Source organism: Variovorax defluvii (assembly GCF_039541515.1).
In the GTDB taxonomy this organism is placed as follows: domain Bacteria; phylum Pseudomonadota; class Gammaproteobacteria; order Burkholderiales; family Burkholderiaceae_C; genus Variovorax; species Variovorax defluvii.
Genome location: NZ_BAABGJ010000008.1, coordinates 219,667 through 234,894, shown reverse-complemented (window position 1 = coordinate 234,894; position 15,228 = coordinate 219,667). Strand labels below are relative to the sequence as shown.

Below are 15,228 nucleotides of genomic sequence, written 5' to 3'. Positions count from 1 at the left end.
CATGAACAACGCCATCGCAAAGCTGCTGTCGCCGCGCAGCGTCGCCGTCATCGGCGCCTCGGCAGACCCGAAGAAAACCACCGGCCGTCCCGTGGCATACCTGCAGAAGCACGGTTTCGCGGGACGCATCATGCCGGTGAACCCCAAGGTCGAGCGCATCGGTGATCTGCCGTGTTATCCCGACGTCGCCTCGCTGCCCGAGGTGCCCGACGTTGCCGTTGTGCTGCTGGGTGCCGAGCGCGCGCACCTGGCAGTGAAAGAGCTGTCGGAACGTGGCTGCGCCGCGGCCATCGTCCTGGCCAGCGGCTACACCGAAACCGGCGAGGACGGTGCACGGCGCCAACAGCAGCTGGTCGAAGCGGCCGGTCCGATGCGCATCCTGGGCCCCAACACCATCGGACTCGTCAATCTCACCGACAACATCGTCCTGTCACCGTCCGGCGCTCTGGAGATGGACGAGTTCCAGGCCGGCGGCATCGGTGTGGTCTCGCAAAGCGGCGGCATCCTGGGCTCGCTGCTGTCACGCGCCGCTGCGCGCGGCATCGGCCTGTCCAAGCTGATTTCCACCAGCAACGAGGTCGATCTGGAACTGGCCGATTTCATCGACCACCTGGCCGAGGATCCTGCCACCAGGGTGATCGCGCTGTACGTCGAGACCGTCCGCGACCCCGCCAAGTTCCGCGCCGCCTGCCTCAAGGCTGCGCGTCTGGGCAAGCCGGTGGTGGCCTTCAAGATCGGCCGGTCGGAAGCGGGTGCGAAAGCGGCGGTGTCGCACACCGGCGCCATGGCGGGTGCCGACAGCATGTACGACGCGCTGTTCAAGCAGGTCGGCGTGATCCGGGCGCAGAGCTTTTCCGACCTGCTGGACATCCCCGCCGCCCTGGCCACGGGCCGCAAGCTGCATGGCCATCGCGTTGCCATCCTGACCTCCACGGGCGGCGCCGGCACGCTGGTGTCGGACGACCTGGGCGTGGCCGGTTTCGACACGCCCGCGCCCGATGCGGCCACTGCAGATGCGCTGCGCGCGCTGCAGACCGGCAGCGAAGCCGTGCTGGACCGCAATCCCATCGACGTGACGTTGGCCGGTCTGCGCCCCGATCTGCTGCGCGGCGCCATCGATGCGTTGCTGGCCAGCCCGAGCTATGACGCGCTGGTGATCATCGTCGGCTCCTCCAGCCTGGCCATGCCCGAATTGCTGGCAGGTGCCATCCAGGACTGCCTGCCCCATTCCCACAAGCCCGTGATGGCCTACGTGAGTCCGCATGCACCTGAGGTGGGCGCGTTGCTCACGCAGCGCGGCGTGCCGGCCTTCACGGCCGCCGAGAGCTGCACGGCGGCGTTGGCGGGCATGCTGCGCGTGCAGCGCTTCGTGCCGCCGGAGGAGGATTGCGCAGCGGCCTCGCCGGTCGAGCTTGGCGCGCTGCCCAGCGGACCGCTCGACGAGGCGCAGGCCAAGCAGCTGTTCTCGCGCTTTGGCGTACCTTGCGCTGCCGAGCGGGTGGTCGTGAATCCCGCCGAGGCCGAGGCCGCTGCACGCGACCTGGGCGAGCGCGTCGTGCTGAAGATTCTTTCATCGGAAATCACGCACAAGAGCGACGTGGGAGGCGTGGCCATCGGCCTGGGCAGCGACACCATCGGTGAGCGCATCAGCCGCATGGCCAGCGACGTGAAAGCCCGCTGCGGGGTGCAACCGGAGCGCTTCCTCGTACAGGAAATGGTGTCGGGCGGCACGGAACTCATCCTGGGCATGCACCGTGACGCGTTGGGGACGGCCATCCTGTTGGGCATGGGCGGTGTGACGGCGGAGCTGTTCAAGGACACCACCATGCGGCTGTTGCGACAGGATGCGCAAGGGTTGAAGCCGCTCACCCGCAGCGAGGCGCTGTCCATGGCCCGGGACCTGAAGACGTGGCCGCTGCTGGACGGCTTCCGTGGACGGCCCAAGGCCGACGTCGAGGCGCTGGCCGACGCCATCGTGGCCTTTTCGAAGATGGCGGCGCAGCTCGGCGAACGCCTGGTCGAAGCCGAAATCAACCCGGTCTTCGTGCTGCCGCGGGGCCGGGGGGTGCGTGCCGCTGACGGCGTGGTCGTACTGGCCTGAGCGTCGAGCATGAGCGAGCAGCGCGTGCGCGTGGACGGGCACTCATCCGCGACGCCGTTCGCACGACTTTCGGCCGCTATGAAGGTAGCAATCAATGCAAGCAACTGAAGTCTTCGGCCGCTTTGCCGAGCAGTACCGGCAACAAGCCCTGTCCGCAGAGGTCATTCACCACGCCAAGCGGGCTGTGATCGACTGGTATGCCTCTCTGTTGCCTGGGCTGGCTTGTGCACCGCTGGCGCAGCTGCAGCAGGTGCTGGCCGACGACCTGGACCGCGGCCGCGCCAGGCTGGGCAACGGTCGCGCGGCGACGGCGCGCGCCGCTGCGTTGTTCAACGGCACGGCCGCGCATGCAGCCGAGATCGACGACAGCTTCCGTGACGCGATGTACCACCCCGGCGCGGCCACCATTGCGGCGGCACTGGCGGTCAGCCAGGATGCGGGCGCGGATGGCCTGTCCTTCTTGCGCGCATTGGTGCTGGGCTACGAGGTCTCGACGCGCATCGGAGTGGTCTTGGGGCGGCCGCACTACCGCTACTGGCACAACACGGGCACGGTGGGCAGCTTCGGCGCGGCCGCGGCCGCAGCAGGCGTCTTGGGCCTGTCCGGCCGATCTTTCGCGAATGCACTGGCCACCGCCGCCACCTTCACGGCAGGCCTGCAGCAGGCCTTTCGCATGGACTCCATGTCCAAGCCGCTGCATGCCGGTCGTGCGGCCGAGGCCGGGCTGCTGGCGGCGCAGTTGGCGGCGGCTGGTGTCACGGGCTCACTGGACGTGTTGGACGGCGAGGCAGGCTTGGGCCAGGCGATGAGCAACGGGCCGGACTGGTCGCAGGTGGGCGAAACGCTGGGACGTGACTTTCACATCACTCGCCTGACGTTCAAGAACCACATCGGTTGCGGCCATACCTTTGCCGCGATCGACGCGGCGCTCGCGCTGCGCGAACAGCACGGCCTGAAGCCCCGGGATATCGAGCGGGTGCGGGTGCACACCTACAAACCTGCACTGGACATTGCGTGCCACGAGCGACCCGAAAGCGCCAACGAAGCGCGCTTCAGCATGCACTATGTCGTCGCCACCGCTTTGGTCCGAGGCAGTGTTCGGCTGGCTGCCTACGAGCCGCCGCAGCTGGCAGACCCCGATGTGCGTGCGCTGATGGAGCGTATCGAGGTGCACGTGGATCCCGCCATCGATGCCGCGTTTCCGGGGCGGCGCTCTGCCCAGGTGGAAGTGTTCACCCGTAGCGGCGAACGGCTGATCCACATGCAGCCCGATCGCAAGGGCGACCCGGAACTCCCCCTGTCCGATACGGAGCTGGAGGGAAAATTCCTGGAGCTGGCATCGCCGGTCGTCGGCGACGAAGCTGCCAAGGCGATGCTGGCACGGCTGTGGTCGCTGGAGTCGGCCCACTCGGTTTGACGCGCAGGCATCGCGCTGAAACAAGGCGCGGCTGCAGAAGGGCGATTACGCGCTGCGCAGCGGATCGGTGCCCTTGGCGCCCGACTGGCTTCGTTCGTCGTCAGTTGTGGATTTTGTTTGGATCAGTTCGATCTTGTAGCCGTCCGGATCCGTCACGAAGGCGATCACGGTGGTGCCGCCCTTCACCGGGCCGGCCTCGCGCGTGACGTTGCCGCCGGCCGCCTTGATCTTCTCGCAGGCCGCATAGGCGTCCGGCACGCCCAGCGCGATGTGGCCGTAGGCGGTGCCGAGTTCGTAGCTGTCGGTGCCCCAGTTGTAGGTCAGCTCGATCTCGGCCTGCGCGGGGTTGCCCTCGTAGCCGACGAAGGCCAGGCTGTATTTGTACTCGGGGTTCTCGGAGCGGCGCAGCAGTTGCATGCCCAGCACCTGGGTGTAGAAGTCGATGGAGCGCTGCAGATCGCCGACGCGCAGCATGGTGTGGAGGAGTCGCATCTCGTGGGATCGGGGAGTGTTGAAGACAGCCGATTGTCGGCTCAGAGCCCGAGAGTTGTCGGCCGTGGCCGAGCAAGGGTCAGCAAATGCGCATCGTGCTTTTCCAGAAAGGCGCGCAGATGCTGCCGGTACTCGGGCACCACGGCATCGCGCACGCTGGGGCGCTCGCGCAGCGCCTGCCGCCACGCGCGCACTTTGGGCGTGCGGTCGAAAGCGTGCGAGTCGTGGAGTTCGTCGAAGAGTTCGAAGTAGCGGAATACCGGCGCGAAGACCGCATCGACCAGGCTGAAGCGTGTGCCGGCGAAGAAGGGGCCACCGCCCAGTGCCGTTTCGACGCGCTCGAACTTGGCAGCGATTGCCTGGCGCTTCTGCTCGAAGACCTCGGCATCGCGCGTGGTCTCGTAGCCCCACAGGTCGGACAGGATGGCGGAGCCGAATTCCATCCAGGCGCGGTGCTCGGCGCGCTGCAGCGGATCTTCCGGATGCAGACGCGGGCCGGGCTGGGTGTCCTCGATGTACTCGCAGATCACGTTGCTTTCGAACAGGATCGTCTCGCCGCCGTCTTGCCGCGGCACCCGCAGCAGCGGCACCTTGCCCAGGGGCGAGATCTCGAGGAACCAGGCGGGCTTGTCCGCCAGGTCGATCACGACGCGCTCGAAGGCGACATCCTTTTCGCGCAGCGCGATGGCGGCGCGCTGGACGTAAGGGCACAGCAGGTGGCTGACGAGGGTGAGGGGACGTGTCATCGCTTCTTCCTTCTTCGGGGGAATGGTCAAGAAGCGCGATTCTTCCGGGGCTCGAAAACCTTATCTAAAAAAGCCCATCGCCAAAAGCGGCCGCTGTGCTAGGGCCTGTTAACGCGACCCCTTGCATCGCGTTAACAGGCCCTAGGCGGTCCATCGCGTCAGCCGCCCGTTGTGCATCAGGCCGACGTGGTCGGCCATGGTTCGCGCCTCGGCTTCGTTGTGCGTGACCAGCACCGCGGTCTGGCCGGCGGTCTTGAGGATGTCCCGCACCTCGACGGTGAGCCGCTCGCGCGTCGCGGCATCGAGGTTGGAAAAGGGTTCGTCGAGCAGCAGCAGGGCGGGCGAGGGCGCCAGCGCGCGGGCCAGCGCGATGCGCTGCTGCTGGCCGCCGGAGAGTTCGTGCGGATAGCGCCCTGCAGCATCGCCCAGACCGACCAGCGCGAGCATCGCGGCCACGCGTGCCTGCCGCTGCGCAGGCGGCAGCTTGCGCAGGCCGAAGCCCACGTTCTGCGCCGCCGTCAAGTGCGGGAACAGCGCGTATTCCTGGAACATCATGCCGACCCGGCGCTCTTCCGGCGGCAGGTGCACGGTGGCCGAGGACAGCAGCCGGTCGCCCAGGCGAATGCTGCCCGCGCGCACCGGCTCGAAGCCGGCGATGGCGCGCAGCACCGTGGTCTTGCCGCAGCCGGAGGGCCCGAGCAGGCAGCCGATGCGCCCTGCGTCCAGCGCGAGCGAGAAGCCGTCGACGACGGTGTGAAGGCCGCGCGCGCCTTCGTAGGCGAGGCGCACCTCCTCGAGCTGCAGTGCGGCGCTCATGATGTCGGACCCTCGATGTGCGCGCCCAGCCCGCTGCGCGCCAGCAGCACCACCGGCAGCAGGCCGGCGGCCACGATCGCCAGCGCGGCGATCGCGCCTTCCTCGTAGGTGCCGCGCGCCGCCTCGGCGTAGAGCCAGGTGGCGAGCGTGTCGAAGTTCGCCGGGCGCAGCAGCAGGGTGGCGGGCAGTTCCTTCATCGCGTCGACGAAGACCAGCAGCGCGCCGGCCGCGATCGCCGGGCGCAGCAGGGGCAGGTGCACGCGGCGCAGGGTGCCGGCCGCGCTTTCGCCCAGCAGGCGCGAGGCCTGCTCGAGCGCGGGCGGGATGCGCGACAACCCGGCCTCGATGCCGCCCACGGGCATGGCCAGGAAGCGGATCGCGCAGGCGATCACCAGCACGATGCCTGCGCTCATCAAGGGCAGGCCCTCGCGGCCGAGCAGCGTCGCCAGCAGGGCGTCGAGGCTCAGCGCCGGTGTCAGCAGTCCGATGGCGAGCACGGTCCCGGGCAATGCATACCCGAGCGTGGCGGCGCGTGCCTGCCAGCGTGCGCGGTTGATGCCGGAGCCCTGGTTCCGTACGGCCCAGGCCACCACCAGGCCGGCCGCGACCGTGGTCGCCGTCACACCAGCGGCGAGGGCCAGCGTGTTACCCAGGCTCGCGAGCAGCCCGTCGGAAATGCCTTCGCCCAGGCGCAGCCGCTTCACCGTCTCCCACACCAGGTAGAGCGCCGGCGCGGCGAAGCCGATCAGCACCGGCAGCGACGCGGCGATGCAGGCCAGCCAGGCGGCACTGCCATGCAGCCGGCGCGGCGTGATGCCGCGCATGCGCTGTGCCGAACCGTAGCGCTGGTGACGCCGCCCGTGGCGCTCCAGCAGCACCAGCGCGACCACCACCAGCAGCATGGCGCAGGCGATCTGGGCCGCGCCGGCCAGGTCGGAGCGCGTGATCCAGGTGGTGTAGACCGCCACCGTCAGCGTCTGGATGCCGAGGAACTCGGAGGCGCCGATGTCGTTGAGCGTTTCCAGCAGCGCCAGGCTCAGGCCCACCGCCAGCGCCGGCCGCGCCAGCGGCAGGGCCACGCGGAAGAAAGCGCCGCGGGCGTTCTCGCCCAGCGTGCGGGCCGCCTCCAGCAGGTGAGCGGGCTGGGTCATGAACATGGCGCGCGCCGTCATGTAGACATAGGGGTAGAGGACGAAGCCGAGCACGAGGATGGCGCCCGGCATCGAGCGCAGGTCCGGCAGGCGGAACTGCCGCGGGCTGTCGAAGCCCAGCAGCCAGCGGACCGCGCCTTGCACGGGGCCGATGGGATGCAGCAGGTCCAGGTAGGCGAAGGCCACGATGTAGGTGGGCATGGCCAGCGGCAGCAGCAGCGCCCAGTGCAGCACGCGCCGCCCGGGGAAGTCGCAGGTGGTGACCAGCCAGGCGCAGCCCGTGCCGATCACCAGCACCAGCACGCCCACGCCGAGCAACAGGATGGCGGTGTTGAGCGCCGCCTGCGGCAGCACGTGCCGGGCCAGGTGCGCCCAGTGCGAGAAGTCGGCACCGAAGGCCAGCCACCCGAGGCTGAGCACCGGCGCGAGCACGCCGAGGGCAATGGCGATCGAGGCGGTCCGCCAAAGCGGTCCGACCGGCCTCAATGCAATCACGGGGTCACTGATCGAAGCCGACCTTGTCCACCAGCGCGCTGGCCTGCTTGCGGTACTTGGCGATGTCGGCGATCGGCAGCGGATCGACCTTCAGTTCGCCGATGCTGGCGGCGGTGATGGAGTCCAGCGCCACGCCCTTGCGCACCGGGTACTCGAAGTTGGTCTCGGCATAAAAGGCCTGGGCCGGCTCGGAGACCAGGAACTCGAGCAGCTTGACCGCGTTGGCGCGCTGCGGCGCGTTCTTGGCCACCGCGGCGCCGCTCACGTTGACGTGGGTGCCGCCGCTCTTCGAGTTGGCGAAGGTCGGACGGATCACCTTGATGGCATCGCCCCACTTGCGCGCGTCGCTGCCTTCCTTGGCGCTCTTCATCTGGCCGACGTAGTAGGAGTTGGCCAGGCCGATGTCGCAGATGCCCCCCAGGATGTCGCGCGCCACATCGCGGTCGCCGCCGGTGGCCTTGCGTGCCAGGTTGGCCTTGACGCCGCGCAGCCACTGCTCGGCCCTGGCCTCGCCGTCATGCGCGATCAGCGAGGCGATCAGGGCGGTGTTGTAGGGATGCTGGCCGGAACGGATGCAGACTTTGCCCTTGTACTTGGGGTCTGCCAGGTCCTCGTAGCGGAAGCTGGTGATGGGCAGGCTCTTGTCGGCGTAGAGCACGCGGGCGCGCATCGACAGCGAGAACCATTGGCCGTCGGCGCCGCGCAGGTTGGCCGGCACGGCCGATTCCAGCGCCGCCGACTTCACCGGCTGGGTGACGCCGCCTTCGACCAGGTCGACCAGGTTGCCGATGTCCACCGTCATCAGCACGTCGGCGGGCGAGCGGGTGCCCTCGGCCTTGACGCGCTCCAGCAGTCCGTCCTTCACGAACACGGTGTTGACCTTGACGCCGCTCTGGTTGCTGAAGGCGGTCAGCAGCGGCTGGATCAGGCCGGGTTCACGCGTCGTGTAGACGGTGACTTCGTTGGCGAGGGCCGGGGCGGCCAGCCCGCCGGCCAGGGCGAGGCAGGCCAGGGCGCGGGTGGCGAAGGGGCGCGGGAAAGGGGTCATCGGGTCCTCCGGGGGATGTCGTGGGTGCATTTCGCGTTGTGTCGCTGATACGAATCATTATCAGTGCAGATGGGTCCCCTGACGCATTTCCTTGGCGTGTGGACGGTTGCCGGGCGCATCAGGCGCAGCGAGGCGGCGATGCTCGTTCCGCTGTGCAGTACTGACGGTCGAAACAGTAGGTCTGAGATGACTGAGAAACTGCGCTGCGGAATAACATTCTGCAAAAGCGGCCATTGCCGCCAGCCCAGGACCGGAGACATGACGCGCCTTTCCGACAACGCCCCCGATGCGCCTTCCCGCATCCACCACCTGCTGGACCGCTGGGTCCGGGACCGCCCCGACGCCCCCGCGGTGCGCGATGTTCACGTGGCCCTCAGCTACGCCGGCCTGGATGCCGCGGCCCGCGCGGCGGCGCGACAACTGGCCCGATTGCAGGTGCGCGCCGGCGACCGGGTGCTCGTGGTCGGCGAGAACTGCGCCGCAGCCTGCGCGCTGGTGTTGGCGTCGAGCATGCTGGATGCCTGGTCCATCGTCGTCAACGCGCGCCTGTCCGAGCGCGAGATCGACACTTTCATCGCCCACTCGGGCGCCCGCCGGGTGATCTTCACCTGCCATGTCTCGGCGGATGCTCAGAAGCATGCGCAGCGCCTGGGCGCCGAGGCGCTCGACTGGGAAGGCCTGGGCTCGTTGTGGGTCGGCCCGCTGGCACAGGCGGTGCAGCCGGAGCCCTGCGCACCCGCGGCGCAGGACCAGGTGGCCGCGATGATCTACACCTCGGGTACCTCCGGCGCACCCAAGGGCGTGATGCTGACCCATGCCAACCTGATGTTCGCGGCCCGCAGCGCCCACGAGATCCGCGGCCTGGGCCCGGGCGACCTGATCTACGGCGTGCTGCCCATGGCGCATGTCGTGGGCCTGTCCACCCAGTTCCTGGGCTGCATCGCCAGCGGCGCCGGCCTGATCCTGGAGCCGCGCTACACGCCGGCGGGCCTGGCGCAGGCGCTGTCGGAGCAGGGCGTGACCGCCTTCACCGGCGTGCCGGCCATGTTCGCCAAGCTGCTGGACTGGGCGCGCGAGAACGAACGCCCGATCGAGGCGCCGGCCCTGCGCTTCGTGTGCGTGGTCGGTTCCCCGCTGACGCCCGGGCTGAAGGCCGGCGTGGAGGCCGCGCTGGGGCTGCCGCTGCACAACGGCTACGGCCTGACCGAGACCGCGCCCACCGTGGCCCAGACGCGCATCGAGGCGCCGCGCGAGGACTGCACGGTCGGCTTCGCGCTGCCGGGCGTGCAGACGCGCATCGTCGACGCGCCCACCGGCCTGGACCGGGCGCCCGGCGAGATCGGCGAGCTGTGGGTGCGCGGACCGAACCTCATGAAGGGCTACTACCGCAACGAGGCGCTGACGCGCGAGGCGGTGAATGCCGACGGCTGGTTCAACACCGGCGACATGGCCCGCCGCGACGCGGACGGCGCGCTGCACATCGTCGGCCGCAGCAAGGAGCTGATCATCCGCTCGGGCTTCAACGTGTACCCGGTGGAGGTGGAGCAGGTGCTCAACAGCCATCCGGAAGTGGTGCAGTCGGCTGTGGTCGGCCGCACCGTCGGCCACAACGAGGAGGTGGTTGCCTTCGTCGAACGTGTGGCCGGCTCGACGCTGGACGACGAAGCGATGCGGCCCTTCCTGCGCGAGCGGCTGTCGCCCTACAAGGTGCCCAGCGAGATCCGCTTCGTCGCGCAGCTGCCGGCGGCCCCCACCGGCAAGATCCTCAAGAGCGTGCTCAAGACCATGGCCAGCACATGAGTGCCCCCCCTTGGGCGCACCATCCATCCACCGACTCACCACATCCAGGAGACAGCGACATGAGCGACAAGAAAGCCATCCTCGTCATCGGCGCGGGCGACGCCACCGGCGGCGCCATCGCACGCCGCTTCGCGCGCGAAGGCTACATCGCCTGCGTCACGCGCCGCCAGGCGGACAAGCTGCAGCCGCTGGTCGACCAGATCAAGGCCGAGGGCGGCCAGGCCCATGGCTTCGGCAGCGATGCGCGCAAGGAAGAGGAGATGGTCGCGCTGGTCCAGCAGATCGAGAAGGAGATCGCGCCGATCGAGGTGGCCGTGTTCAACATCGGCGCCAACGTGCGCTTCGGCATCACCGAGACCACGGCGCGCGTCTACTACAAGGTGTGGGAGATGGCCTGCTTCGGCGGTTTCCTCATGGGCCGCGAGGCCGCCAAGGCCATGCTGCCGCGCGGCCGCGGCACCATCATCTTCACCGGCGCCACCGCCAGCCTGCGCGGGCGCGACGGCTACGCCGCCTTCGCCGGTGCCAAGCATGCGCTGCGCGCGCTGGCACAGAGCATGGCGCGCGAGCTGTGGCCCAAGGGCATCCACGTGGCGCACCCGGTGATCGACGGCGCCATCGACACCGAGTTCATCCGCACCACCTTCCCCGAGCGCTACGCCCTGAAGGAGCAGGGCGGCATCCTGCAGCCCGAGAGCATTGCCGACGCCTACTGGCAGATCCACATGCAGCCGCGCAATGCGTGGACGCACGAGACGGAGCTGCGCCCCTGGCTGGAAAGCTTCTGAAGGAGGGCGCCATGTCCAAACCCGTTTCGGTTCAGTTCCTGTTCGACTTCGGCAGTCCCAATGCCTACATGTGCCATCGCGTGATCCCGCGCATCGAGGCGCGCACCGGCGTGCGCTTCGAGTACGTGCCGATTCTGCTGGGCGGTCTCTTCAAGCTCACCGGCAATCGCTCGCCGGCGGAGGCCTTCGCCGGCATTCCGAACAAGCGTGCCTACGACAAGCTGGAGATCGCGCGCTTCGTCGCGAAGCACGGGCTGGATCGCTATCGGCCCAATCCGCACTGGCCGGTCAACACGCTGCAGGTCATGCGCGGTGCGGTGGCAGCGCAGAAGCAGGGCTGCTTCGAGCGCTATGTCGAGGTGGTCAACGTGGCGATGTGGGAGGAGGGCCGCAACATGGAAGATCCGGCCGTCATCGTGCGCACGCTCGATGAGGCCGGGCTCGACGGCCGGCGCCTCTACGAAGGCACGCAGGACCCCGAGGTCAAGAGCATGCTGATGGCCAACACGCAGTCCGCGCACGAGCGCGGCGCCTTCGGCTCGCCCAGTTTTTTCGTGGGCCAGGAGCTTTTCTTCGGCAAGGACCGCCTGCGGGAGGTCGAGGAAGAGATCGTGCGCCAGAGCCAGAGCCAGAGCGCCAGCGCCTAGCGCCCCCTTACAACCACTTCGGAGATGTTCATGAACAGACGTGAGCTGATGCGCACGGCGAGCGCGCTCGCCCTCGCGCACCTGGCCGGCCTGCGCGCGGCCCAGGCGCAGGAGGACCCCGCCGCCTATCCCACCCGCCCGATCCGCGTGATGATCGGCTTCGCGCCCGGCGGCTCGACCGATGCGCCCATGCGCGTGCTGGCCGAGGCGGTCGCGAAGATTCTGGGCCAGCCGGTGGTGATCGAGAACAAGCCCGGCGCGGCCGGCGTGATTCCGACGCAGATGCTGCAGGCCGCGCCGCCCGACGGGTACACACTGGCCATCGCGCCGGCCGGCGTGTACCGGCTGCCCTACACCACCGACATTAAGTGGAACCCGGCCTCCGACCTCTGCTACGTGATCGGCCTGAGCGGCTACGCCTTCGGCACCGTGGTGCCGGCCTCCTCGCCGATCCGCAGCCTCGCCGACTACATCGCCTACGCCAAGGCGAACCCCGACATGCTCACCTACAGCAGTCCCGGCGTGGGCACCACCAACCACCTGACCATGGAGCAGTTCTCGCGCGCGACGGGAGTGAAGCTCAACCACGTGCCCTACAAGGGCTCGGCCGAATCGCTGCAGGCCCTGCTGGCCGGCCATGTGCAGTCGGCTGCCGAGACCTCGGCCTTCGTGCCGCACGTGGAAAGCGGCAAGCTGCGCCTGCTGGCGGTGTGGAGCGACAAGCGCATGGCGCGCTTTCCCGAGGTGCCGACGCTGAAGGAGCTGGGCATCGACATCGTCCAGACCTCGCCCTGGGGCCTGGTCGCGCCCAAGGGCACGCACCCGACGATCCAGGCCCGCCTGCACGACGCCTTCAAGCAGGCGATGGAGCAGCCGGCGTTCAAGGCCTCGCTGGCGCGCTTCGACATGGAGCCGGACTACCGCGATCCGGCGCAATACCAGCGCTTCGCGCTGGCGTCGATGAAGAAGGAAAAGGACATCCTCGACACCCTCGGCCTGAGCCGCAAATAGAGCCTTCCAACCCACAGGAGACAAGACATGAAGACGACAAGGCGACTCGTGATGACCGCGGCGCTGTGCGCGCTCGGCGCCGGCAGCTTTCCGACATGGGCGCAGGACGCAGCCGCCGGCTTTCCGGCCCGGCCGATCAGGATCATGCTCGGCTTTCCCCCGGGCGGTTCCACCGATTCGCCGATGCGCGTGCTGGCGGAAGACGTCTCGAAGATCCTCGGGCAGCCGGTGGTGATCGAGAACAAGCCCGGTGCGGCCGGCCTGATGCCCGCGCAGCTGCTGCAGGCGGCGCAGCCCGACGGCTACACCGTGGGCGTGATCCCGGCCAACCTGTTCCGCCTGCCCTACACCGGCACCATCGCCTGGAACCCGGCCACCGACCTGCGCTACGTGATCGGCCTGACCTCCTTCGTCTACGGCATCGTGGTGCCGGCCTCATCGCCGATCAAGACGATGGACGACTACGTGGCCTATGCCAAAGCGCACCCCGGCGAGCTCACCTACGCCACGCCGGGCGCCTACCTCGCGCAGCACCTGGCGATGGAGCAGGTGGCGCGCCGCAAGAACATCCAGCTCAGCCACGTGCCCTACAAGGGCACCGCCGAATCGCTGCAGGCGGTGGTGGGTTCGCACGTGATGTCGGCGGCCGAGACCTCGGGCTGGGGCCCCTACGTGGAAAGCGGCAAGCTGCGCCTCCTGGTCACCTTCGGCGAGAAGCGCATGAACCGCTTCCCGGACGTGCCCACGCTGAAGGAGGTGGGCATCGACATCCCGCCGCCATCGGCCGCGTGGGGCCTGGCGGTGCCGAAGAACACGCCCGCGCCGGTGGTGCGCAAGCTGCACGATGCCTTCAAGCAGGCGATGGAGCAGCCGGGCTTCCGCAACGCGCTGGCCCAGTACTACATGGAGCCCGTGTACATGAGCTCGGAGCGCTACCAGCAGTTCGCGGCCGAGTCGACCAAGCGGGAGAAGGAACTGCTGGATGCGATCGGGTTCGTGCGGGAGAAGTAGGGACAGGCGCTGCAAGCCCCGGTCTTGACTGTCATGTGCCACTTGCCACTTGCTCACGACGGCAGGTGAACTTTGTTCTGATCTGGTGTTCAGTGACCCGCATCCCTATGATCCGCGCCGACCCATGAGGGGAGCGGCGGCCGAACGGCGTTTTTGCTAGTGCAGCTTCCCTGCTTGGATTGCGCCGCTGGGTGCTACCGCGCGCAGCGAGAAGACCAACTCACCAGGGATTCCCATGACAAGCCGTCCATGGCACGCACGCGCCGTTCAGGCCACGTGCGTCGTGCTTCAGGCCTCGCTGCTGGTACTGCCTGCCAGTGCCGGCACCCTTCGCACCGAGTACGACGCGATGGGCCTGCCGAGCAGCATCACCGATGCCTCGGGCCAGGTCACCCGCATTCAACGTGATGCCATCAACCGCACGGCCAGCACGAAGACTCTCAATGGCCAGACCATCAGCCGCAGCTACGCCGTCGCGGCGGGCAGCAACCGCATTCAGGGCTTCAGCCAGACGGTGGGCGGCACCACGACGAACATCGCCTTCGGCTACAACGCCAACGGGGATCTGAGCAGCGACGGGCTGCGCACGTACAGCTATGACGCCGATGGACGATTGAGCGCCGTCACCACTGGGGCCACCAACACCAGTCCCACGACCCGCTACGCACACAATGTGCTGGGGCAGCGCGTCTTCAAGACCGAGCCGCTGTATCCGCCAAGCGAAGGGGACGAGAGAGATCCAGATTTCTTCCAGGGCTTGATCGTGTTCTTCACGAAGCTGTGGGGGCCGAACACCACGGACGCCGAGAAGCAGGGGTATGCGTACCTCTACGACGAGGAGGGCAGTCTGATCGCCGAGACGGGCACAGGTGGGGCAAACAGCACGGGCAGCGCGCAGTACATCTACCTTCCCACGGCGAATGGGCCGATGCCGATCGCAGCGGTAGTCAATGGAGAACTCTTCGCAGTGCACAGCGATCACCTCAACACACCGAGGCGCCTCACGAACAGCCAGGGGCAACCGGTCTGGCAGTGGGCCTACTCGGCCTTCGGGGATGAAAAGCCCACGATCGCGAAGTACCGGTTCGCGAACTTGGAGGTCAATCCGAATCCGGGGACGACCAGCTTTGCTGAGTTCGTGTTCAACCTGCGTTGGCCGGGGCAGTATCACGACAAAGAAAGCGGGCTGTTCTACAACTACTTCCGCAGCCTCGATCCGAGGACTGGCCGGTATACGCAGAACGACCCGATGGGATTGGCTGCCGGGCTTGGTCGGCATACCTACGTCGGCGGCAATCCGCTGAACAATTCGGACGCCAAGGGCCTTTTCTTGCCCGCTCTGGCGATTCCAATCATCGGAGGGACAAGTATTGGTTTGACGGATATCGGTATCGGACTCGGCTTAGGGGCGGCGGGATATGGACTGGATCGAATCTTCAACGACGCACTGCCACCCAGAGGCTTGCCGCCCGAGGGCATCTTGCCGCCGATTCCGGAGGCGGATCAGTGCAAGCCCGGTCCAGCGAGTCGACCGTCAGAGCGTGACAAGGGCGGACAAAGCTTGTGGGATCCCAAGGGAGGGGAATGGCGTTGGTTTCCCGGCGACAGATGGCACAACCCTCATTGGGACCACAATGCCCACGATGGAAGAATGTCTCCCTGGGTCAATGTTCCCCACGGTGGCTTGCCCCCTGTTAAACGATGA

At 68.0% G+C, this 15,228-nt stretch carries 13 protein-coding genes; 8 read left to right on the top strand and 5 right to left on the bottom strand.

Going from position 1 to position 15,228, the window contains the following annotated elements:
• Position 1: 1 nt before the first annotated feature.
• Together ABEA07_RS04895 and ABEA07_RS04890 are read left to right on the top strand one after the other, a co-directional pair.
• Complete coding sequence (locus ABEA07_RS04895) at positions 2-2,101, top strand: acetate--CoA ligase family protein (RefSeq protein WP_345536251.1); 2,100 nt, start codon at positions 2-4, stop codon at positions 2,099-2,101.
• A gap of 94 nt (positions 2,102-2,195) precedes the next feature.
• Positions 2,196-3,518: an MmgE/PrpD family protein gene (locus ABEA07_RS04890; protein ID WP_345536250.1), complete on the top strand. Its 1,323-nt coding sequence runs from the start codon at positions 2,196-2,198 to the stop codon at positions 3,516-3,518.
• A gap of 45 nt (positions 3,519-3,563) precedes the next feature.
• On the opposite strand, the gene gloA is transcribed toward ABEA07_RS04890, so the two are convergent.
• The 5 genes from gloA to ABEA07_RS04865 form a co-directional block, all read right to left on the bottom strand.
• Positions 3,564-4,010 carry a lactoylglutathione lyase gene (gene gloA, locus ABEA07_RS04885; protein ID WP_345536249.1) on the bottom strand — a complete coding sequence of 149 codons (447 nt, stop codon included), beginning with the start codon at positions 4,008-4,010 and terminating at the stop codon, positions 3,564-3,566.
• Positions 4,011-4,051: 41 nt separating this feature from the next.
• Positions 4,052-4,756, bottom strand: a complete 705-nt coding sequence (locus ABEA07_RS04880; protein WP_345536247.1) for a glutathione S-transferase family protein — start codon at positions 4,754-4,756, stop codon at positions 4,052-4,054.
• Positions 4,757-4,897: 141 nt separating this feature from the next.
• Positions 4,898-5,572, bottom strand: coding sequence for an ABC transporter ATP-binding protein (locus ABEA07_RS04875; RefSeq protein ID WP_345536245.1), 675 nt, complete (start codon positions 5,570-5,572; stop codon positions 4,898-4,900).
• Positions 5,569-7,218: an ABC transporter permease gene (locus ABEA07_RS04870; RefSeq protein WP_345536243.1), complete on the bottom strand. Its 1,650-nt coding sequence runs from the start codon at positions 7,216-7,218 to the stop codon at positions 5,569-5,571. Before ABEA07_RS04870 ends, ABEA07_RS04875 begins: the two co-directional genes overlap by 4 nt.
• 4 nt (positions 7,219-7,222) lie before the next feature.
• Entirely contained in the window at positions 7,223-8,266 is a 1,044-nt protein-coding gene (locus ABEA07_RS04865) for a Fe(3+) ABC transporter substrate-binding protein (protein ID WP_345536242.1), read from the bottom strand.
• Between the two features lie 258 nt (positions 8,267-8,524).
• Between ABEA07_RS04865 and ABEA07_RS04860 the strand changes: the two genes are divergently transcribed.
• From ABEA07_RS04860 to ABEA07_RS04835, 6 genes are all read left to right on the top strand, one after another.
• Positions 8,525-10,066, top strand: coding sequence for a class I adenylate-forming enzyme family protein (locus ABEA07_RS04860; protein ID WP_345536241.1), 1,542 nt, complete (start codon positions 8,525-8,527; stop codon positions 10,064-10,066).
• A 59-nt stretch (positions 10,067-10,125) separates the two neighbouring features.
• Positions 10,126-10,854 (top strand): SDR family oxidoreductase, encoded by a 729-nt coding sequence (locus tag ABEA07_RS04855; RefSeq protein ID WP_345536239.1) that lies wholly within the window; start codon positions 10,126-10,128, stop codon positions 10,852-10,854.
• An 11-nt stretch (positions 10,855-10,865) separates the two neighbouring features.
• Positions 10,866-11,501: a 2-hydroxychromene-2-carboxylate isomerase gene (locus ABEA07_RS04850; protein ID WP_345536237.1), complete on the top strand. Its 636-nt coding sequence runs from the start codon at positions 10,866-10,868 to the stop codon at positions 11,499-11,501.
• Between the two features lie 30 nt (positions 11,502-11,531).
• On the top strand, positions 11,532-12,512 hold the full coding sequence (locus tag ABEA07_RS04845) for a tripartite tricarboxylate transporter substrate binding protein (protein WP_345536236.1): 981 nt from the start codon (positions 11,532-11,534) through the stop codon (positions 12,510-12,512).
• Positions 12,513-12,539: 27 nt separating this feature from the next.
• On the top strand, positions 12,540-13,523 hold the full coding sequence (locus tag ABEA07_RS04840; RefSeq protein ID WP_345536235.1) for a Bug family tripartite tricarboxylate transporter substrate binding protein: 984 nt from the start codon (positions 12,540-12,542) through the stop codon (positions 13,521-13,523).
• A gap of 235 nt (positions 13,524-13,758) precedes the next feature.
• On the top strand, positions 13,759-15,228 hold the full coding sequence (locus ABEA07_RS04835; RefSeq protein ID WP_345536234.1) for an RHS repeat domain-containing protein: 1,470 nt from the start codon (positions 13,759-13,761) through the stop codon (positions 15,226-15,228).